This is a genomic window from Streptomyces sp. NPDC002701, assembly GCF_042889045.1.
Lineage (GTDB): Bacteria > Actinomycetota > Actinomycetes > Streptomycetales > Streptomycetaceae > Streptomyces.
Map to the genome: position 1 here is coordinate 13,426 of NZ_JBIAQL010000002.1, position 19,842 is coordinate 33,267.

At 73.5% G+C, this 19,842-nt stretch carries 16 protein-coding genes; 10 read left to right on the forward strand and 6 right to left on the reverse strand.

What is annotated here, in order from left to right; translation table 11 throughout:
* Positions 1–289 precede the first annotated feature (289 nt).
* The 3 genes from ACFYXC_RS04530 to ACFYXC_RS04540 all read right to left on the reverse strand — a co-directional run bounded on the left by ACFYXC_RS04530 (position 290) and on the right by ACFYXC_RS04540 (position 2,315).
* Complete coding sequence (locus ACFYXC_RS04530; protein ID WP_388908011.1) at positions 290–1,108, reverse strand: SAM-dependent methyltransferase; 819 nt, start codon at positions 1,106–1,108, stop codon at positions 290–292.
* A 93-nt stretch (positions 1,109–1,201) separates the two neighbouring features.
* Positions 1,202–1,414 carry a DUF397 domain-containing protein gene (locus tag ACFYXC_RS04535; RefSeq protein WP_362780771.1) on the reverse strand — a complete coding sequence of 71 codons (213 nt, stop codon included), beginning with the start codon at positions 1,412–1,414 and terminating at the stop codon, positions 1,202–1,204.
* Between the two features lie 25 nt (positions 1,415–1,439).
* Positions 1,440–2,315, reverse strand: coding sequence for a helix-turn-helix domain-containing protein (locus tag ACFYXC_RS04540; protein ID WP_388908009.1), 876 nt, complete (start codon positions 2,313–2,315; stop codon positions 1,440–1,442).
* 413 nt (positions 2,316–2,728) lie between these two features.
* Between ACFYXC_RS04540 and ACFYXC_RS04545 the strand changes: the two genes are divergently transcribed.
* The 7 genes from ACFYXC_RS04545 to ACFYXC_RS04575 all read left to right on the forward strand — a co-directional run bounded on the left by ACFYXC_RS04545 (position 2,729) and on the right by ACFYXC_RS04575 (position 11,269).
* Positions 2,729–3,220, forward strand: coding sequence for an ATP-binding protein (locus ACFYXC_RS04545; RefSeq protein ID WP_389546844.1), 492 nt, complete (start codon positions 2,729–2,731; stop codon positions 3,218–3,220).
* On the forward strand, positions 3,198–3,656 hold the full coding sequence (locus ACFYXC_RS04550; RefSeq protein WP_389546847.1) for a hypothetical protein: 459 nt from the start codon (positions 3,198–3,200) through the stop codon (positions 3,654–3,656). The genes ACFYXC_RS04545 and ACFYXC_RS04550 overlap by 23 nt, the downstream gene beginning before the upstream one ends.
* A gap of 223 nt (positions 3,657–3,879) precedes the next feature.
* The gene (locus ACFYXC_RS04555; protein WP_389546850.1) at positions 3,880–5,661 is read left to right on the forward strand and encodes an ABC transporter ATP-binding protein; all 1,782 of its coding nucleotides are present in this window, start codon (positions 3,880–3,882) and stop codon (positions 5,659–5,661) included.
* A 233-nt stretch (positions 5,662–5,894) separates the two neighbouring features.
* Entirely contained in the window at positions 5,895–6,572 is a 678-nt protein-coding gene (locus tag ACFYXC_RS04560) for an AIM24 family protein (protein WP_388908001.1), read from the forward strand.
* Between the two features lie 201 nt (positions 6,573–6,773).
* A complete protein-coding gene (gene cyc2, locus ACFYXC_RS04565) occupies positions 6,774–8,969 on the forward strand; it encodes a germacradienol/geosmin synthase Cyc2 (RefSeq protein WP_389546854.1) in 2,196 nt (731 codons plus the stop codon).
* 165 nt (positions 8,970–9,134) lie between these two features.
* The gene (locus ACFYXC_RS04570; RefSeq protein WP_389546857.1) at positions 9,135–10,292 is read left to right on the forward strand and encodes a M24 family metallopeptidase; all 1,158 of its coding nucleotides are present in this window, start codon (positions 9,135–9,137) and stop codon (positions 10,290–10,292) included.
* A 65-nt stretch (positions 10,293–10,357) separates the two neighbouring features.
* Positions 10,358–11,269: an aminoglycoside phosphotransferase family protein gene (locus ACFYXC_RS04575; protein WP_389546860.1), complete on the forward strand. Its 912-nt coding sequence runs from the start codon at positions 10,358–10,360 to the stop codon at positions 11,267–11,269.
* Between the two features lie 123 nt (positions 11,270–11,392).
* Here ACFYXC_RS04575 and treZ read toward each other — a convergent pair whose 3' ends face one another.
* Positions 11,393–13,138: a malto-oligosyltrehalose trehalohydrolase gene (gene treZ / locus ACFYXC_RS04580; RefSeq protein WP_388907992.1), complete on the reverse strand. Its 1,746-nt coding sequence runs from the start codon at positions 13,136–13,138 to the stop codon at positions 11,393–11,395.
* 182 nt (positions 13,139–13,320) lie between these two features.
* Here treZ and ACFYXC_RS04585 point away from each other — a divergent pair, with 182 nt between their 5' ends.
* The 3 genes from ACFYXC_RS04585 (at position 13,321) to ACFYXC_RS04595 (ending at position 15,881) form a co-directional block, all read left to right on the forward strand.
* A complete protein-coding gene (locus ACFYXC_RS04585) occupies positions 13,321–13,884 on the forward strand; it encodes a DUF1707 and FHA domain-containing protein (protein ID WP_389546862.1) in 564 nt (187 codons plus the stop codon).
* 137 nt (positions 13,885–14,021) lie between these two features.
* Positions 14,022–15,413 (forward strand): M14 family zinc carboxypeptidase, encoded by a 1,392-nt coding sequence (locus ACFYXC_RS04590; protein WP_388907988.1) that lies wholly within the window; start codon positions 14,022–14,024, stop codon positions 15,411–15,413.
* Positions 15,414–15,455: 42 nt separating this feature from the next.
* Complete coding sequence (locus ACFYXC_RS04595) at positions 15,456–15,881, forward strand: SSI family serine proteinase inhibitor (RefSeq protein ID WP_388907986.1); 426 nt, start codon at positions 15,456–15,458, stop codon at positions 15,879–15,881.
* A 13-nt stretch (positions 15,882–15,894) separates the two neighbouring features.
* On the opposite strand, the gene ACFYXC_RS04600 is transcribed toward ACFYXC_RS04595, so the two are convergent.
* The gene (locus ACFYXC_RS04600; protein WP_389546866.1) at positions 15,895–17,145 is read right to left on the reverse strand and encodes a M14 family zinc carboxypeptidase; all 1,251 of its coding nucleotides are present in this window, start codon (positions 17,143–17,145) and stop codon (positions 15,895–15,897) included.
* 173 nt (positions 17,146–17,318) lie between these two features.
* On the reverse strand, positions 17,319–19,700 hold the full coding sequence (gene treY / locus ACFYXC_RS04605; RefSeq protein WP_389546869.1) for a malto-oligosyltrehalose synthase: 2,382 nt from the start codon (positions 19,698–19,700) through the stop codon (positions 17,319–17,321).
* Positions 19,701–19,842: the final 142 nt, after the last annotated feature.

The window sequence follows — 19,842 nt, forward strand, 5'->3', positions numbered from 1 at the left end:
AGTGGCCGTGACGGCCGGCGGGACGAGTGTGCCGACAGTCCGGACTCTTCGCAGGCCGGAGCCAACCGTGTGTAACGCCCGGTCGTCAAGTGAGGGTCCGCATGGCCGGAGTTGTCCGCCTTTCGGCCGGCCCCGGTTTAGGGGTTCGACCACTACCGCTGTCGGCCGTACCGGTGCTGTCCGGACACGGCGGGAATCCGTTCGGAGCGCGCCTCGGAAGGGGCGCGGGGGACCGCGCGACGGGCCCCGGCCGGGCGGCGGCCCCGTCACCGCACGCCCGGACGGAGTACTACGGCTTGCGGGCGACTGCCCCGTACATCGCGATGTCCTCGTCGCGGACACCCTCCTCGCCCGTCCCGTCCGGATGCCACTTGTGCACCTGGACGATGCCGGGCTCGACCAGCTCCAGTCCCTCGAAGAACTCCTCGGCCTCACCGATCGTCCGCAGCCGCATCGGCATCCCGCGCGCCGCGTACTCACGCGCCACCCGCCCGACCTCCTGCGGCGCGAACTCGGCCGTGCCGATGGTCATCGCCAGGTAGCTGCCCGAGGGCAGGGCGTCCAGCAGGCGACGGACGATACCGACCGCGTCGTCCTCGTCCAGCACGAAGTGGACGATCGCGATGACGGTCAGCGCGACCGGCTCACCGAGGTCCAGGGTCTCCCGGAACTCGGCGGAGCCGAGCACGGCCTCCGGGTGCTGGAAGTCGGCCTCGATGTACGCCGTCCTGCCCTCCGGGCTGCTGGCGAGCAGCCCCTGGGACAGGGTGAGGACGATGGGGTCGTTGTCCACGTAGACCACCCGGGACTCGGGGGCCACCGACTGGGCGATCTCGTGGAGGTTGGGGGAGGTGGGGATGCCCGTCCCGATGTCCAGGAACTGGCGTATCCCCGCGTTCTCGGCGAGCCAGCGCACCGCGCGGTTCATCCAGTCGCGGTTGGCCCGCATGTGCACGGGCAGGGCGGGCCACTCCCGTGCCATGGCGTCACCCGCCTCCCTGTCGGCGGGGTAGTAGTCCTTGCCTCCGAGGATGTAGTCGTAGATGCGCGCCGAGTGCGCGTTCTCGGTGTCGATCCGGTCGGCAGGCCATCCGTCGTTGTCGGGCAACGCCGATCTCCCATCATGTCGTCGGTCCACGGTGAACGCTCCAGCGGAACCAGGAGTTTCGGAACTGCGCGCCGGAGCGGGGGAATCGGGGGTTCAGAGCAGGAAGTCGGCCCGGCCGGCCTTCACGCCCGCCAGGAAACTCGTCATCTCGCGCGGGGTGAAGACCAGCGCCGGGCCGTCGGGGTCGGTGGACTGGCGCAGCGCGACCCGGCCGTCGCCGAGCTTCTTCGCCTCGACGCAGGCGCCGCCCGCGTCGTCGCTCCACGGCTTGTACCAGCCGCGGGTACCGAGATCGCGGGACGGCATGCCGTTGCGTATGTGGTGGTGCACGTCAGAGCTCCTTGCGGATCGCACCGAGGAGGGCCTCGGTCTTTCTGGCGGGCGCCGACTGGGCGCCCAGCCGGTCCAGGGCCTCGCGGTAGACCACGACGTCGTCGTCCTTGTCCAGGTACACAGCGCCCACCAGGCCGCTGAGATAGACGATGTCGGGCAGCTCGCGCGCCCGGAACCGGAAGAGGTGGAACGCGCCGGCCCGCATGGCCGGGTGCGGGCCGTTCCTGAACGGCATGATCTGCAGGGTGACCTGCGGCAGCGAGTTGACCTCGATCAGGTGGTCGATCTGGGCGCGCATCACCTCGGGACCGCCGACCGGCCACCGCAGCACCGTCTCGTCCATCACGATCCACACACGCGGCGGCGACGGCCGGGAGAGCAGCTCCTGGCGCCGCATGCGCAGGGCCACCCTGCGGTCCGTCGCCTCTTTCGGGGCGTGCGGGTTGCCGGCGCCCAGGAGGGCGCGCGCGTACTCCTCGGTCTGCAGCAGCCCGTGCACGAACTGCGCCTCGTACGCGCGGATCTGCAGCGCCGCCTGCTCAAGGCTCAGATAGGCGGCGAACCAGTCGGGCAGCACATCGCGGTACGTGTGCCACCAGCCGCGCTTGTTCGCCTCGCGGACCGACTTCAGGAAGGTGTCGATCTCCTGCTGGTCGTGCACGCCGTAGATGTGGAGCAGCTTCTCCGCGTCCGGGAGTCTGAGCCGGGCCACCTTGGCGGCCTCCATGCGGCGGATGGTGGAGTGGCTGACCCCGAGCGCCTCGCCCGCTTGCTCGAACGTGAGTCCGGCCCGGGTGCGCAGTTCCTCCAGTTGCCTGCCGAGGATCATGCGCAGGACGGAGGGCGCGCCACCCCAGTCTGTCTCCGCGGTCACGCCTTACCCCCTCACAGCGGGCTTCGAGATCGCAGTCTGTCACGATCACCCGTTCGACGGACGAAGCATGCACCTCGCGAATTGCAATTTTCAACTTGCCGGTTGCGAGCTGATGTTGGCAGGTGCCACAGTAGGGCGTACCGTCCGGCCGGATGAACGGCGTGACGACGCGGCCCAGTTGGGGGAGAACGGACCGCGGGTCGTCACCGTCCGTCACCCGCGACGAGGTGCGCGCGCCTCGGGGCACCACCGGTCCGTGCGGTACCGGCGCCGGTCTGACCCCCGGCGCGAAGGCAGACGAAAGGCGAACGGCGATGGCTCCGCCCTCTCTCCCCAAGCCATTGGGCCGACTGCCCGCGAAGACGCCCCCGCACAGAACGGGAGCGTTCGGCCTCCCCCCGATACCCGCCTCGGTGGGTCTGGCCCGCCGCAACGTGCGCGAACTGCTCGACGCGTGGGACACGGACCCCGAGGCGTGTGACAACGCTGTCCTGGTGACCTCCGAACTCGTCACCAACGCGCTCACGCACACGGCGAGCAGATGGATCGTGTGCAGACTGCGCACCGACGGACACCGCCTCCACCTGGAGGTCGAGGACCAGAACCGCGGCCTGGCGATCCCCGCGCAGCGCACCGCGGGACCCGACGACCAGGGCGGCCGCGGACTCCTGCTGGTCGGCACGCTCAGCAGCGACTGGGGCGTGCGGGACACCGCGCACGGCTCCGGGCGCGTCGTCTGGGCCGTACTGCCCGCGGGGCCGGAGACCGCCCCGCCGTGCCCGCCGTCGTCACCGGAGCCACGGGAACTCGCCCCCACCGGGCCCGTGCCCACCGTCCACCTCACCCGGCCCACCCCCCACTCGGCCGAAGGATCCCTGCCTCATGGAACTGCAGCACGTCCCTGACCCGTGGTCACGTACCGCCGTGACGTCCCCCTCCGAGCGTCCGATCCGACTGGTCATCCCCACCGAACTGCGCACCGGTCTGGGGTGCGACGTGGTGGGCACGTCCCGGGAACACGGCGAACGCATCCTGGACTGTCTGCCCCGCGTCGGCTGCGTCTTCGCCGACGGCTCCGCGGACGACGAGCGCTGGTGGTGGATCGTCCCCGCCGGATCCCACATCGGTGTCAGCTGGCCGCCCTCGGTCACCTACACCGTCGGCGCCCACCGCGCCGACCCGTCCTGGACCCGGATCCGCCGCGGTCTCCTCTCCGCGCGGCCCCGCCTGATCCACAACGCGGCCGGCGACTCGCCGTACACCCCGCCGATCCCCCTGTACTTCCTCGCGTGCCGCCTCGCGGGCAGCGTCCCGCGCTGGTCCCTCGCCGGCGGGAACTGAGCCGCACCCTCCCCGGACGAACGGCCCCGCCGGGTCTGCCGGAACCTCTCCGGCGGGGCATCGGCGATACTTCTACGACCCCTTCCGCTCCGACTCGACGGCGGCCCCGACGACGGCCTCGACGAAGACCTGAACGACGGCCCCGGCGAGGACACCGAGTCGCCGGGGCGGCGGGACACCGGCCGGGAGGGGCAGGGGAAGCCGACCGTCCAGGGGGAACACCGTGCCGCAGGCCCAGCCGACCGAAACAGCAGCCACCCCGTCGTGGCGGCTGCTCCTCGCCTACGTCCGCCCGTACCGCTGGACCCTGCTGCTCGGGGCCGTGCTGTCGCTGCTGACCGGCGCCGCGGGGCTCGCGCTGCCGCTGGTGGCCAGATCGCTGATCGACGACCTCGGACACGACCGGGCGATCACCGGCGCGCTGCTGGCCATGTCCGGCCTGGTCGTGGCCAACGCCGCGATCGGCGCCCTCGGTTCGTACGTACTGCGGTACACCGCCGAGTCCGTCGTGCTGGGGGCGCGGCGCGGACTGGTCTCGCACCTGCTGCGCCTGCGCATAGCCGCCGTCGACCGCAGCGAGCCCGGTGACCTGATGGCCCGCATCACCTCGGACACCACCCTGCTGCGCGAGGTCACCACCGACTCGCTGGTGGGTCTCGGCACGGGCGGGCTCACCCTGGTGGCCACCCTCGCGCTGATGGGGTTCGTCGACCCCGTGCTCACCGCCGTCACCCTGGGCGTGGTCCTGGCCGCGGGCACGGTCATCGGCGTGATCGTGCCGCGCATCAACCGGGCGAGCCGGCGGGCCCAGGACGCGGTCGGCGCGATGGGCGCCTCACTGGAGCGGACCCTGGGCGCGCTGCGGACCATCAAGGCGTCCGGCGCCGAGCACCGCGAGGAGCAGGCCGTGCACGCGGCGGCCGAGGAGTCCTGGCGGCAGAGCGTCCGGGCCGCCAAGTGGTCGGCGCTGGCCGGGAACACGGCCGGGCTGTCGATGCAGATCGCCTTCATCACCGTCCTCGCCGTCGGTGGCGCACGGGTCGCCACGGGGGCCGTCGACATCGGCACCCTCGTCGCCTTCCTGCTGTACGTCTTCTACCTGATGTCGCCGATCCAGCAGGTCGTCGCGGCGGTCGCCCAGTACCAGACCGGCTCGGCCGCCCTGGCCCGTATCGAGGAGGCCCGCCGGCTGCCCGCCGAGCCGGCCGCCGAGCCCGCGCCGCTGCCGGGACCCGGCGCCGAACCGGCCTCGGTCGCCTTCCGGGACGTCCGCTTCCGCTACGACGAGGACCTGCCGTACGTCCACCACGGTGTGACCTTCACCGTGCCCCCGCGCGGCATGACCGCCTTCGTGGGACCTTCCGGCGCGGGCAAGACCACCGTGTTCTCGCTCGTCGAGCGGTTCTACGACCCCGACGAGGGAAGCATCACGCTGGACGGCCGCGACCTCACCGACTGGGACGTGTCCGGGCTGCGGTCGGCCATCGGCTACGTGGAGCAGGACGCGCCCGTCCTGTCCGGCAGCCTCCGCGACAACCTGCTGCTCGGCAACCCCGACGCCGACGAGAGCGAACTGCTCCGCGCGCTCAGGACCACCCGGCTCGACTCCCTCGTCGACCGGCTGCCGAAGGGCGTGGACACCCTCGTGGGCCACCGCGGCACCAAGCTCTCCGGTGGTGAGCGGCAGCGGGTCGCCATCGCCCGCGCCCTGCTGCGGCGGCCCCGGCTGCTGCTGCTCGACGAGGCCACCAGCCAGCTCGACGCGGTCAACGAGGCCGCGCTGCGCGACACGGTCGCCGACGTCGCCCGCACCACCACGGTGCTGGTCGTCGCCCACCGGCTGTCCACCGTCACCATGGCGGACCGCATCGTCGTCATGGACGCCGGGCGGGTACGGGCCGTCGGCACCCACCGCGAACTCGTCACGGGCGACCCGCTGTACGCCGAACTCGCCGCCACGCAGTTCCTCGCGTCCACCGACGACGCCGCCGCGGTGCCGTCGTAGGGGTGCCCGCCACGGATCGAGGGTTTTCCCCGTATCCGCCGGGCGGCGGTGCCCCCTATCGTCGAACCGCGGTCGAACCGTGGGTAACACCCCCTGGAGCACCCTGCCACCCCCCACAGGGTGGGGCCGAAAGGCCCCGCGGGGGCGGTCGACGCGAGCGGGCGTCGACCGCCCCCGCCCTTTCTTCCGTCGCGGGATGGTGGAACGGACGCAGGCCGGGACAGGATGCCCCCATGAAGGGTGATCTGTTTTCCAACGAGTACATGGTGCAGCCGGCCGCCACGGCGGGCATGAGCGTGCAGAACGCGAAGTCGATCAGGTACGCCGTCAACGGCGAGATGCTCGCCCGGCAGGGAGCGATGATCGCCTACCGCGGCAATCTGCAGTTCGAGCGCAAGGGCCAGGGCGTCGGCGGCATGCTCAAACGGGCCGTCACCGGTGAGGGTCTGCCGCTCATGGCGGTGCGCGGACAGGGGGAGGCGTGGTTCGCGCACGAGGCGCAGAACTGCTTCATCATCGACATCGACCCCGGTGACGTCTTCACCGTCAACGGCCGCAACGTCCTGTGTTTCGACGCCTCGTTGCAGTACGAGATCAAGACGGTGAAGGGTGCCGGTGTCACCGGCGGCGGCCTGTTCAACAGCGTCTTCACCGGGCAGGGCAGGCTCGGTCTCGTCTGCGACGGCAATCCGCTGGTCATCCCGGTCTCCCCGCAGTGGCCGGTGTACGTCGACACGGACGCGGTCGTCGGCTGGACGGCCAACCTGCAGACCTCGCTGCACCGATCGCAGTCCATCGGCTCGATGATCCGCGGCGGCTCGGGCGAGGCCGTGCAGCTGATGCTCCAGGGGGAGGGGTACGTCGTCGTACGGCCGAGCGAAGTCACACCGCAGAAGACCCAGCAGCACTGACCCGGGCCCGGTCCGGGCCGCCGTCCGTCACAGCACCGAGGTGCTGTGACGGACGGCGCGGGGACGGCGCCGACGTCCGGCCCGGCAGTGAAAAGGGCGCCCCTTCCCCGGTCGGCGCCCGCCTACTCATCCGTTCACGCGATGGTGCGATCATGTCCCGCCCCGCGGGTGCCCCCGGATGGCCATGGGTAGGGCCGCCCCATGACGCAGCCGTTCGAACTCCCGCACTTCTACCTGCCGTACCCCGCGCGGCTGAACCCGCACGTCGACGAGGCACGCGCCCACACGAGTGCATGGGCCCGCGAAATGGGCATGCTGGAGGGCTCCGGCATCTGGGAGCAGTCCGACCTCGACGCGCACGACTACGGACTCCTGTGCGCGTACACGCATCCCGAGTGCGACGGCCCCGCCCTCTCGCTCATCACCGACTGGTACGTGTGGGTGTTCTTCTTCGACGACCACTTCCTGGAAACCTTCAAGCGCAGCCAGGACCGCTCCGGCGGCAAGGCGTACCTGGACCGCCTGCCGCTCTTCATGCCGCTGGACCTGTCGGCCCCCGTACCCGAACCGCAGAACCCGGTCGAGGCCGGCCTCGCCGACCTCTGGACACGCACGGTCCCCTCGATGTCGGCGGGATGGCGCAGGCGCTTCGCCGAGGCCACCGAGCATCTGCTGAACGAGTCGATGTGGGAGCTGTCCAACATCAACGAAGGGCGGATCGCGAACCCCGTCGAGTACATCGAGATGCGCCGCAAGGTCGGCGGCGCCCCCTGGTCGGCCGGGCTCGTGGAGTACGCGCGAGCGGAGGTGCCCGAGCGGATCGCCGGCTCCCGGCCGCTGCGCGTGCTCATGGAGACCTTCGCCGACGCGGTCCACCTGCGCAACGACCTGTTCTCGTACCAGCGGGAGGTCGAGGAGGAGGGTGAGCTGTCCAACGGGGTGCTCGTCCTGGAGACGTTCTTCGGCTGCACGACCCAGCAGGCCGCCGACACCGTGAACGACATCCTCTCCTCGCGCCTCCACCAGTTCGACCACACGGCGCTCACCGAGGTCCCCGCGCTGGCCCTGGAGAAGGGCCTCACCCCGGACGAGGTCCGTGCCGTCGCCGCGTACGCGCAGGGGCTGCAGGACTGGCAGGCGGGCGGCCACGAATGGCACATGCGGTCGAGCCGGTACATGAACGAAGGGGCACTGAAGACCTCGCCGCTGAACGGTCCCACCGGGCTCGGCACCTCGGCCGCCGACGTCGGGGCGCTGCTCGCCGCCGCCGGGACCGACCGGCTGCGCGCCTACACGTACGTGCCGTACCAGAAGGTGGGCCCCTCCCTGCTGCCCGACTTCTTCATGCCCTTCCAGGTACGGCTGAACGCCGACCTGGACGGGGCCAGGCGGCGCATCACCCCGTGGGCGCACAGCATGGGCATCCTCCAGGAGGGCGTCTGGGACGAGGACAAGCTCGCCGCCTACGACCTGCCGCTGTGCTCGGCGGGCCTCGATCCGGACGGCACTCCGGAGGCTTTGGACCTCAGCGCGCAGTGGCTCGTGTGGGGGACGTACGGCGACGACTACTACCCGATGGTGTTCGGGCACTGCAGGGATCTGGCCGCCGCGAAGGTGTGCACCGCGCGGCTGTCCGCCTGCATGCCCGTCGAGGGCGAGGAGATCCCGCCCCCGGCCAACGCGATGGAGCGCGGCCTCGCCGACCTCTGGCGCCGCACGACGGCCACGATGACGCCGGACGCGCGCCGCACCATGCGGGCCGCGGTGGAGGTCATGACCGAGAGCTGGGTGTGGGAGCTGTCCAACCAGCTGCAGAACCGCATCCCCGACCCCGTCGACTACCTGGAGATGCGCCGTGCCACCTTCGGCTCCGACCTCACCATGAGCCTGTGCCGTCTGGGCCACGGCCCCGCGGTGCCGCCGGAGGTCTACCGCAGTGGTCCCGTACGGTCGCTGGAGAACGCCGCGATCGACTACGGGATGCTCATCAACGACGTCTTCTCGTACCAGAAGGAGATCGAGTACGAGGGCGAGGTGCACAACCTGATCCTCGTCGTGCAGAACTTCTTCGGCTGCGACTACCCGACGGGGCTGGGCATCGTCCACGACCTCATGACCCAGCGCATGCGGCAGTTCCAGCATGTCGCCGCCCATGAGTTCCCGATCCTGTACGAGGACTTCGGGCTCTCGGACGAGGCCCGCGCGATCATGGAGGGCTATGTCGTCGAGCTGCAGAACTGGCTGGCCGGCATCCTGAACTGGCACTACGGCTGCCGCCGTTACGGAGCCGCCGACCTGGCCCGCCGCGCCCACGGCTTCGTGCCGGGACAGCTCCCGGAACTGCCGTTCGGCACGACCGGCACGACCCGGCCGACCCCCTTCACCGCGGCCCTCTGAGCCCGCAGGGGACCGGCGGACCGGCGCCCGGCGCGGCCGGTCCGGGACCCGCCCGGCGCGCTCCGGCGCCCGGCGGGTCCCGGAAGTGGCGCCGACCGGCTCGCGTCACCTCCGCCGTACGGGCAGGATGCTGCCCGTACCCCCTGACGACCACGGAGGAACGTGATGACCGGCACGCCCGCGCCCTTCACCGCCGGCGACTACCAGGCCCGGATGGAGCGCGCCGTCCGGGCCGCCGCGGCGGCGGGGCTCGCCGGGGTGCTGGTCGCACCCGGACCCGACCTCGTCTGGCTCACCGGCTACGCCCCGCCCGCGGCCACCGAGCGGCTCACCCTCCTGGTGCTCGCCGCCGGACAGGAACCCGTGCTCGTCGTACCCACCCTGGAGGCCCCGGACGCGGAGAGGGCCGTGGGCGCGCCCGCGCTGACCCTGCGCGACTGGACCGACGGCGACGACCCGTACGCCGCGACGGCCCGGCTCCTCGACGCCTCGGGCGTGCTCCACAGCCTCAAGGGCGGGGCGGGCGCCCGCTTCGGCGTCAGCGACAACGCCTGGGCGCTGCACCTGCTGGGCCTGCAGAAAGCACTGCCCGGCACCTCCTACGTCTCCCTCACCGAGGGACTGCCGATGCTGCGGGCCGTCAAGGACGCCGCCGAACTGGAGCGGCTGGCGGCGGCGGGCGCCGCCGCGGACGCCACGTACGAGGAGATCCTGAAGGTCCCCTTCGCGGGGCGCCGCGAGTCGGACGTCGCCGGGGACCTCGCCGGCCTGCTGCGCGAGTACGGACACGAGCAGGTGGACTTCACGGTGGTCGGCTCGGGTCCGAACGGCGCCGACCCGCACCACGAGGCGGGGGACCGGGTCATCGAGCGCGGCGACACGGTCGTCCTCGACTTCGGCGGGCTCAGACACGGCTACGGCTCCGACACCTCCCGCACGGTGCACGTCGGCGAGCCGACCGCCGAGGAGCAGCGCGTCCACGACATCGTCCGCGCCGCCCAGCAGGCCGCCTTCGAGGCCGTGCGGCCCGGTGTCGCCTGCCAGGACGTCGACCGGGTCGCCCGCGCCCTCATCACCGAGGCCGGCCACGGAGACCGCTTCATCCACCGCACCGGGCACGGCATCGGCGTCACCACCCACGAGCCGCCGTACATGATCGAGGGCGAGGAGCAGCCGCTCGTGCCCGGGATGTGCTTCTCCGTGGAGCCCGGCATCTATCTGCCGGGCCGCTTCGGGGTACGCATCGAGGACATCGTGACGGTCACCGAGGACGGCGGACGCCGCCTCAACGACACCCCCCGGGAGATGGCCGTCGTGGACTGACGGCTCCCGGCAGCCACCACGGCACACCCCGCACCCCGGACTCCCCAACGGCGGACGGCGCGACCATGACCCAGGCAGCGACACCCACCGCGGACACCGTGCGACGCCTCGTCCGCTCCCTGCTCCCGGACGGCGGCGGCACCAGGATCACGCCCGCCGCCGAGGGCGGCGGGCACCTCACCTGGTTCGTGGGCGCCCGCCATGTGCTGCGGCTCGCCCCGGACCGCGCGGCCGCCCGGCGCCAGCGCCGCGAACTGCGGCTGCGCGACCTGGTACGCCCGCACATCGGCGTCGCCGTCCCGGTGAGCATCGCGCACGGCGAATGGGCGAGCGGTCTGACGTACACGCTCGACACGCTGATCCCCGGCGGGTCCGGCGAACAGCGGGACGTCTCCGCCGTCGGCGAGGCCGACCTGGCGGGGCTGCTCACCGGACTGCGCGAGGTGCCGGGACGGCAGGCCGAGGCGCTCGGCGTGCCCGAGGCGGCGCCCCGGTCCCTCGAAGCGCTCCGGACCGCGGCCGGACGTGCCGCCGAACGGCTCGGCGCGGCCGACGAGTTCGACCCCGCGAGGCTCCAGCAGCTCGCGGCGCCCACCGCCGCCCAGCTCACCCCGCAGCCGGGCGCGGCCTTCCTCGTCCACCACGACCTGACGGGCGAGCACCTCGTGGTCGGCGGCGACGGACGCGTCCGCGGGGTCCTCGGCTGGACCGACGCCGTGGTCGGTGACCCCGGCGAGGACATCGCGGGCCTCGCCCTGGCCGTCGGCGCCCCCGCGGCCGTCCGGGCGGCCACCCTCGCCGGCTACGGCGCCCGCCCCTGCCTGCGCGGCCTGTGGCTCGCCCGCTGCGACGCCCTGATCCGCCTCGCCGACCGCCTGCGCCACCACGACGAGGCCCGGCTGTCGGTGTTGCGCGCCCAACTGCTGCGCTCCTGGGAGCCGATCCTGTTGGAACGGGTCACGGACGAGCCCTTGTGACGACCTGCGGGGCGCCCCCCAAAGACCGCGCAGTTCCCCGCGCCCCCTTTTCAGGGGCGTGGGGAACTGCGCGGCCGGCCCCCACCGGAGCCGCACGTCGTCACATCCCCGGCGGAGCCCCCGTCACCCTTGCAACAGCACCACGCACGACTCGCCCGGCAGCCCGAGCAGTCCGTCCTCGCCGGGGAGCTCCACCGGCTCCCAGGCGGCCAGCACGCGCGCCTGGCGGGCACCCAGGGGGATCGCCGCGCGGTCCTTGCCGAGGTTCACGGCCACCCGGACGTCACCGCGGCGGAAGGCGAGCCAGCGGGCGTTCTCGTCGAAGGCGACCTTCACGTCCGCGAGATCGGGGTCCGTGAGGTCGGGCTGGGCGTGCCGCAGCGCGATGAGCTCGCGGTACCAGGCGAGCACGCGCGCGTGGATCCCGCCGGCCGGCTCCGACCAGTCGAGGCAGGAGCGGTCACGGGTGGCGGGGTCCTGCGGGTCGGGGATGTCGTCCTCGGCCCATCCGTGTGCCCCGAACTCCCGCCGTCTGCCCCGCCGCACGGCATCCGCCAGCTCGGGATCCGTGTGGTCCGTGAAGAACTGCCAGGGCGTGCCGGCCGCCCACTCCTCACCCATGAACAGCATCGGCGTGAACGGTCCCGTGAGCGTCAGCGCGGCCGCGCACGCCAGCAGGCCGGGGGACAGGGAGGCCGACAGCCGGTCGCCCAGGGCGCGGTTGCCGATCTGGTCGTGGGTCTGCGAGTAGCCGAGCAGGCGGTGCCCGGCGACCCGCGTGACGTCCAGGGGACGGCCGTGCCGCCGGCCCCGGAAGCTGGAGTACGTGCCGTCGTGGAAGTAGCCCGCCGTCAGTGTCTTGGCGACGGCGGCCAGCGGGGAGCGGCCGAAGTCCGCGTAGTAGCCCTGCGTCTCACCGGTCAGTGCGGTGTGCAGGGCGTGGTGGAAGTCGTCGTTCCACTGCGCGTGCAGCCCGAGCCCGTTCTCCTTGCGGGGTGTGATCAGCCGCGGATCGCCGAGGTCCGACTCGGCGACGAGGAACAGCGGCCGGTCCACCTCCGCGGAGAGCGCGTCCACGGCGGCCGACAGCTCCTCCAGGAAGTGGCACGCGCGTGTGTCGTACAGCGCGTGCACCGCGTCCAGGCGCAGCCCGTCCATCCGGTAGTCGCGCAGCCACGACAGGGCGCTGCCGATCAGGAAGGCGCGCACCTCGTCCGAGCCGGGCGCGTCCAGGTTCACGGCCGAACCCCACGGCGTGTGGTGCGTGTCCGTGAAGTAGGGCCCGAAGGCGGGCAGGTAGTTGCCGGACGGGCCCAGGTGGTTGTGCACGACGTCCAGGACGACACCGAGGCCCAGTTCGTGCGCCCGGTCGACGAAGCGCTTCAGGGCCTCGGGGCCGCCGTACGGTTCGTGCACGGCCCACAGCGACACTCCCTCGTACCCCCAGCCGTGCCGGCCGGGGAACGGGCACAGGGGCATCAACTCGACGTGCGTGACGCCCAGTTCCACCAGATGCCCGAGCCGCTCGGCGGCCGCGTCCAGCGTGCCCTCGCGGGTGTACGTGCCCACGTGCAGCTCGTACAGCACGGCGCCCGGCAGCCCGCGCCCCGCCCACTCGGCCCGCCACGCGTACCGCTCGTGGTCGACGACCGCGCTCAGCCCGTCGGGTCCGTCCGGCTGCCGGCGCGAGCGCGGATCCGGCAGCACCGGGCCGTCGTCCACCGCGAACCCGTACCGCGTGCCGTCCTGTGCCTCGGCCGCTGCCCGCCACCACCCCACGCGCTCGGGATCGGGCTCCAACGCGCGCGTGGTGTCCGCGCAGTGGAGCGTCATGCGGTCGGCCTGTGGTGCCCACACCTCGAACTGCACGGACGGTTCTCCCTCGTCTGCTCACCGTGACCTCGCCCGGTCCCATGGTGCGTCAAACGAGATCAATCCACCTTCGGATCCCCTCGATCGGGGGAGGTGAAACGGCCGGACCCGAAGTCCGCACTCCGCTGAGGTGCTGCGTTTCCTGGACACTCCGGCCGTGCTGCCAGACAATCAGCTTCGTGACGTCGTCCTCCGAGTTCCACACCTATCCCGCTCCCGTGCGGCTGTCGGACGCCGAACGGGACAGGACGCTGAAGGCGCTGCGGGAGGGCGCCGCCCTGGGCAGGCTCTCGCACGACACGTTCGTCTCGCGGATGGAGCTGGCGTTCGCCGCCCGGACCTCGGACGAGCTGGCCGCGCTCACCGCCGACCTGCGGACCGAGGGCCGCTGGTCCCGGATGCTGTTCGGCACGGTCGAGGCCGTCTCCGGATTCCCCGTGCGGCTGCGCCGGGCCTGGCAGGCCGAGCGGCTCCCCAAGCTGCTGCTGCCCCGCCCGGAGAGCCCGTACCCGCTGCGCATAGGGCGCGATCCGGCCAGCGGTCTGCGGCTCAGTCACGAGACGGTGTCCCGGGTGCACGCCGAACTCACCCGGCAGGGCGGCCTGTGGGTACTGCGCGACCTCGGCTCGACCAACGGCACCTCCGTGAACGGCCGCAGGGTGATCAGCGCCGCCGTCGTCCAGGTCGGCGACCAGGTCAGCTTCGGCCGGATGGCGTTCCGGCTCGCCGCCGACCGCGGCTGAACCGAAGGAAACGGTCGGACAGAACTCCGCGGACACCGCCCGGCTCCGCGCCCGTGCGGGCTTTCCTCGTGCACCGGTGTTGACGTACCACCGTCGCCGTGACTCACTGTGCGTACACATGTACAGCAAGTGAACCGGTGGTAACCCGTCGCGGAGGTAAGACCCTGCCGCCACTCCTCCGCTACCCGTCCGTCCACGAACTGGACGTCCGGGCCGCCGCCCTCGTGCAGCGCCGCCCACGGGACGCCCGGCTGCGCCGGGTGGGCACCTCCCGGACCGGACTTCCGCTGCGGCTCCTGTCCGTCGGACACGGCAGCCGCCAGGTCCTCGTCGTCGCGGGCCCGCACGCCAACGAGCCGGTCGGCGGCGCCACCGTCCTGCGGCTCGCCGAGAGGGCCCTCGCCGACCCCCGGCTGTGCGACGGCGCCGACGTCACCTGGAACCTCCTGCTGTGCCTCGACCCCGACGGCTCCCGCCGCAACGAGGGCTGGCTGCCCGGCCCGTACACCCTCGGCCACCACTTCCGGCACTTCTTCCGGCCCGGCTTCACGGAGCAGCCGGAGTGGCTGCCCGACGGCGCCGCGCGGGCCGCCCTGCCGGAGACCCGGGCCCTGCTCGCCCTCCAGGACGAACTGCGCCCCTTCTTCCAGTGCTCCCTGCACGGCGTCGACGTGGGCGGCGGCTTCGTCGAGCTCACCCGGGACCTGCCCGGCCTCGCGCCCCGCCTCGCGCACATCGCGACGCGCACGGACATCCCCCTGGAACTCGGGCCGTACGACACGATGTACTGGCCCGCCCTCGGACCCTCGGTCTTCCGGATCCCGCCCCCGCGCCGCGGCGGCCTGGCCGCGGCCCTCACGGAGGCCGCGGTGGAGTCCACCTGGTTCCACCCGCACCCCTACGGAACGGTCACCGCGGTCGTGGAGGCGCCCATGTGGGGCGTGGCGGCCGTGCAGGACCCCTCGCCGCCAGCCGACCCCGAAGAGGCCCTGAGGGACGTCGCCCGGACCCTGCGCGGCGACACGGCCCGCATCGAGGGCCTGCTGGCCCGGGTCCGCCCCCACCTGGGCCCGGCCCGGGACGTGGACCGTCTCCTGGCGCCCGTCGACGACTACCTGCTGGTCTGTCCCGGCCTCGCCGACGCGTGGGACCCCGACACCGCCGCGCCCGCGGACGGCCACGGCGGCGCCCGCCCGCTGCCGCCGCTCACCACGGCCCGGCTGACCGCGCTGCGCATCTGCGCCCGCCGGCTCGCGCTGCGCGCGGCGGGACTGCTGCACCAGCTCGTGACCGCCGGACGGGATCCGTACGGCGCCGCGGCGGTCCTCGACCCGCTCATCGACGCGTGGTGTGCGGACTTCCACGACGGCCACGAGGCACGCTTCATCCCGGTCGCGCGGCAGGCCGAGTACCAGGCGCGGGTGGTGCTCGCCGCGTTCGACCTGGCCCGGGGCCGGGGTCCCGCGCCCGGCCCCGGGACACGTCCGTCCGGCCCGCCCGCGATCAGGGCCGAAGTGCCGTTCGAGTGAGCCGGGGTGGGCCCGGGGGCCCCGCGTGCCGATGACCAGGAAATGACGAACCACCAGAAAGCGACCATGGCGGTACGGGCCTGTCTGCTGGCCGCCTGCGCACTCCTCGCGGCGGGGCCGGTGCCGGCCCGGGCGACGACGTTCCCGGAGTCGCTCCCGGCCGACTGGCTCTACGTGACGGTCACCAGCGGCGACACCCGCTCCGGTGGCACCCGCGGCACGCTCCTGCTCTGCGACCCGCCCCAGGGACACGAGCAGGCCGAACGCGCCTGCGGGGAACTCCGTGCCGCGCGCGGCGAGGTCGGGCGGATCCCGCTCAAGGAGGCGTACTGCCCGATGGTCCACGCGCCGGTGTCCGCCTCCGCGCGCGGCCGGTGGGACGGCCGCCCGATCACGTACCGGGAGACGTTCGCCAACGCCTGTGTCATGGCGGCGCGCACGGGGGCGGTGTTCGCGCTGCCGCACTGACCCGCCCGGGCTCTCACCCCACCCGGTCCCGGGCGTGCCGCGCCGCGGCCACCACCGTGCGGCTCTGGTGCTCGACCTGGTGCTCCAGCGGCACCCAGCGCGCCCGGAAACGGTCGGCGAAGGCGTCGCTCCAGGACACGACCAGGCGCTCCAGCCGGGGCGCGGCCCGGTCGTCGGCCTCCCGCAGGACCCGCAGGAGCATCGCCGCGGCGCGCAGCGGCAGCCGGCGGCCGAACGCGTCCACACTCACCACATGGGCCCTCGTGGTCCCCGCGGGCGGCGGCCGGTCCCAGTCGTCCGCCAGACCGGGGACCAGCTCCAGTGCCCATCTGGCGGCACGCAGCAGCGGGCCCCCGGGCCCGGTCAGCCGCGGCAGCGCCCCGGCGAGGACGTCGTCGACCTGTCGCGCGTCCTGGCGGAGCCGGTGCGCCAGGCGTCGCATCGCCGCCGCCGGCGCGGGGTGCGGCGCGGGGTCGTCCACCAGGTCGCTGGCCCACATCGGCACCTCGACGACCGCGGTCAGACCGCCGTACCGGTGGGCCCGGTACCAGGTGCTCAGCCGGGCGTCGTCCGGTGTACTGGGGTACGCCGGGTCCGAGCCGGGCGGGGGCATCACATGCACCCCGGGCCCGGAGGCCGGCCAGCCCGCGGCGTCCGAGGCGCCGGTCTCCACCGGGATGTTCAGCTCCGCCGCGGACTTGGCGAACGGCTCGGCGAGCCCCGGGACGTCCTTCGTGAGCTGCACCCAGCTGCCGCCCAGATCGGTGGCGTGCAGCGTCACCTGGAGGTAGGGGCGCACCTCGTCGATCACCCGGAGGAGGGCGCGGGTCTCGGGCGGCAGCCGGCCGGGCGGCAGCACGGAGGGCGACCACTCGGGCTGCTCGGGCCCGGCGGGGCGGAAGAAGCCGAGGTGGTAGTCGAGGAGGGTGCGCGGGGCCGGCGTCACATGGAGGCCCGCCCCGTCCGGGTCCGCGCACAGCAGGAAGTGCCAGGAGGTGTCGCTCCGCAGCGACCGCTCGCGCAGCACCCGGTCCGCCAGGGCCAGCAGGGTGGAGCCGCCGGTCGGCTCGTTGGCGTGGGCGCCCGCGACGACCAGCACGGAGTGCCGGGCACGGCCCACGGACAACAGGTGCAGGGGGCGGCCAGCGCGCGAGGTGCCGACCTGTCGGAGAGAGCACAGGCCCGGCCGGTGGGCCGCCAGGGCCCGGGCGCGGCGGACCAGTTCGCCGACAGTGGGGTAGCGCAGCTCCGGCAGCAGACTCACCCCCGACTTGGTCCGCACTGCGTCGCAACCGCAGTACTCCATGGACTGGGTGAACTGTCAAGTACCTGCGGGGGCGCCCGCGGGGAGCGCCCGGCAGCACGCCCCGGCGGGCCGGGACGGCGATCCGCCCCGGCCGGCCGGCGCGCCCCGCGCAGGTATGCGGGCGCCGCCGCTCAGCCGCCCGGCGCGGAGCCGTCCGCCCGCTCCAGCAGCGCCACGGGCGAACTCCCGAACAGTTCCTCCACGCGTGCGTGCCCCGTGAACTCCCGTCCGGGCGCGAGCAGGTCGGTCCACCGCCCCGCGGGCAGCGGCAGCTCCGTGCCGCGCCAGCCGCCGGCCTCCTCCAGGCGGGCCGGCAGCCGGGTGACGGCGGTGATCACCTCCCCGGAGCGCGCGAACGCCAGGCAGTGCGCGGCCCCCTCCCCCCGGGCGGGCAGCGGCTCGTAGGCGGCGGACTCGCCGAAGACCTCCGGGCGCCGCCGCCGCAGCCGCAGCGCCGCCGAGGTGAGCGCCGCCTTCTCGGCGGACAGGGCGTCCGGGTTCTCGGGAGGGAAGGACACCGGCCGCCGGTTGTCCGGGTCCACCAGGGCCCGGTACTCGGACTCCGTGCCCTGGTAGAGGTCCGGTACGCCCGGCATCGTCAGATGGGCCAGGGCGGCCCCGAGGACGTTCGCCCGCACGTACGGCTCCAGCGTTTTCCTGAAGTCGGCGACGAGCTGCCCCGGCGTCCCGCACGGGCCCGCCTTCAGGAACGCCGCCACGGCCTCCTCGTACGCGGGGTCCTGCTCGGTCCACGCCGTGGTGAGGCCCGCCTCCCGGATGTGCTTCAGGAGTGCGTCCTGGAGCCGCTCCCCGGCGGCGGGGCCGAGGCCGACAGCGGTCTGCCACGCCGCCCAGGCCACCTGCGGATCCGGCGCGGCCACGCCCTCCGCGGCCGTCCGCCCGGTCACTTCGGCGAGCAGCCCGGCCCAGCGGGCGGGCACCTGGGTGAGCACGGAGATCGCGGCCCGTACGTCGGCGCTGCGCTTCGTGTCGTGCGTGGACAGGACGGTGCCGGTCGCCGGCCAGTCGCGCTGCACGCGCGTGCAGTACGCGTGGAAGTCCTCGGGGGAGACGGCGGGCGCCCCCGGCTCGCCGCCCACCTCCGTCGCCGACAGCAACGGTACGTACCGGTAGAAGGCGGTGTCCTCCACGGACTTGGCCCGCAGCGCGGAGGCGAGCTGCGCGAACCGGGCTCGGAACGCCGCGTGCTCGGGACCCTCGCCGAGGCGCCCCAGCACCAGGTCCCGCACGAGGTCGACGGCCTGGGCCTCCTCGGGGACCTTGAAGGCCCGCTTCGCCTCCCGGGCGGCCTCCTCGGTGACGACCGACGCGGCGTCCCCCGAGGTGTAGGGCCGGTAGACCTCAAGGCGCACGAGGAGCTCGCGCAGCGCGGTGCGCAGGGCCCAGGGGGCCCGGTCGCGCAGCACGGGGTCCGCGGACGTGCGGCACAGCCGGTCCGCCTCGCGCGTCAGCCGGCCGACCTCGGCGGCCAGCTCGTGCTCGACGACCTTGTACGCGGCCCGCCGCACGGTCGCCTCCCAGTCGCCCCCGCGGTCGGCCTGGGGGGCCGCGAACCGCCGGTACAGGCCGAGGAGTTCCCCGAAGCCCGCCGGATCCGTGAGAACACCGTCCACGTGCCGCAGCGCGTCGTAGCCGGTGGTGCCCGCGACGGGCCAGGCGGCGGGCAGCGGCTCGCCGTCCGCGAGGATCTTCTCCACCACGGTCCAGCGCCCGCCGGTCGCCCCGTTGAGACGGCGCAGGTACGCGTCCGGGTCGGCGAGGCCGTCCGGGTGGTCGATGCGCAGCCCGTCGACGACCCCCTCGTCGAGGAGCTGGATGATCTTGCCGTGGGTCGCGTCGAAGACCTCCGGGTCCTCGACGCGCACCCCGATGAGCTCCGAGATGCTGAAGAACCGGCGGTAGTTGAGCTCGGTGCGGGCGAGGCGCCACCACGCGAGGCGGTACCACTGGGCGTCCAGCAGTTCGGGCAGCGGCAGCTTCTCGGTGCCGGCCCGCAGCGGGAACGCGTGGTCGTGGTAGCGCAGGACGTCCCCGTCGACCACGAGGTCGCCCGTCTCGGCGCCCACGGGCCCGCCGAGCACCGGCAGCAGTACGCGCCCGCCCTGGGCCTCCCAGTCGATGTCGAACCAGCGGGCGTACGGCGAGTCGGGGCCCTCGCGCAGCACCTCCCACAGAGGGCGGTTGTGGCGGGGGGACATGGCCATGTGGTTCGGCACGATGTCCACGACGAGGCCGAGGCCGTGGTCGCGGGCGGTGGCGGAGAGCTTCCGCAGGCCCTGCTCGCCGCCGAGCTCCTCCCGTACGCGCGCCGGGTCGACCACGTCGTAGCCGTGGCCCGAGCCGGGGACGGCCTCCAGGACGGGGGACAGGTGCAGGTGGGAGACGCCGAGTCCGGCCAGGTAGGGGACCGCCTGCTCGGCCGCGGCGAAGGGGAAGTCCGGCTGGAGCTGGAGGCGGTAGGTGGCGGTGGGGCCGGGGTGCGCAGGTTTCATGTGGACTTACGTACCCGGCCGGCGCCGTTTCGTGTCCACGACTCGCTCCGCGGGGGTGTCGTTTTCGGCTGCGGCCCGGTGGGGGCTGATCGCGCAGTTCCCCGCGCCCCTTTTTGGGGGCGCGGGGAACTGCGCGATCTTT

What these genes read in the sequence shown, in the direction of transcription:
- ACFYXC_RS04535 (WP_362780771.1), bottom strand. Translation starts at nt 1,414, where the DNA reads ATGCCGTCCCGCGATCTCGGTACCCGCGGCTGGTACAAGCCGTGGAGC.
- ACFYXC_RS04550 (WP_389546847.1), top strand. Translation starts at nt 3,198, where the DNA reads ATGGAACTGCAGCACGTCCCTGACCCGTGGTCACGTACCGCCGTGACG.
- ACFYXC_RS04560 (WP_388908001.1), top strand. Translation starts at nt 5,895, where the DNA reads ATGAAGGGTGATCTGTTTTCCAACGAGTACATGGTGCAGCCGGCCGCC.
- cyc2 (WP_389546854.1), top strand. Translation starts at nt 6,774, where the DNA reads ATGACGCAGCCGTTCGAACTCCCGCACTTCTACCTGCCGTACCCCGCG.
- ACFYXC_RS04570 (WP_389546857.1), top strand. Translation starts at nt 9,135, where the DNA reads ATGACCGGCACGCCCGCGCCCTTCACCGCCGGCGACTACCAGGCCCGG.
- ACFYXC_RS04575 (WP_389546860.1), top strand. Translation starts at nt 10,358, where the DNA reads ATGACCCAGGCAGCGACACCCACCGCGGACACCGTGCGACGCCTCGTC.
- ACFYXC_RS04595 (WP_388907986.1), top strand. Translation starts at nt 15,456, where the DNA reads ATGACGAACCACCAGAAAGCGACCATGGCGGTACGGGCCTGTCTGCTG.
- treY (WP_389546869.1), bottom strand. Translation starts at nt 19,700, where the DNA reads ATGAAACCTGCGCACCCCGGCCCCACCGCCACCTACCGCCTCCAGCTC.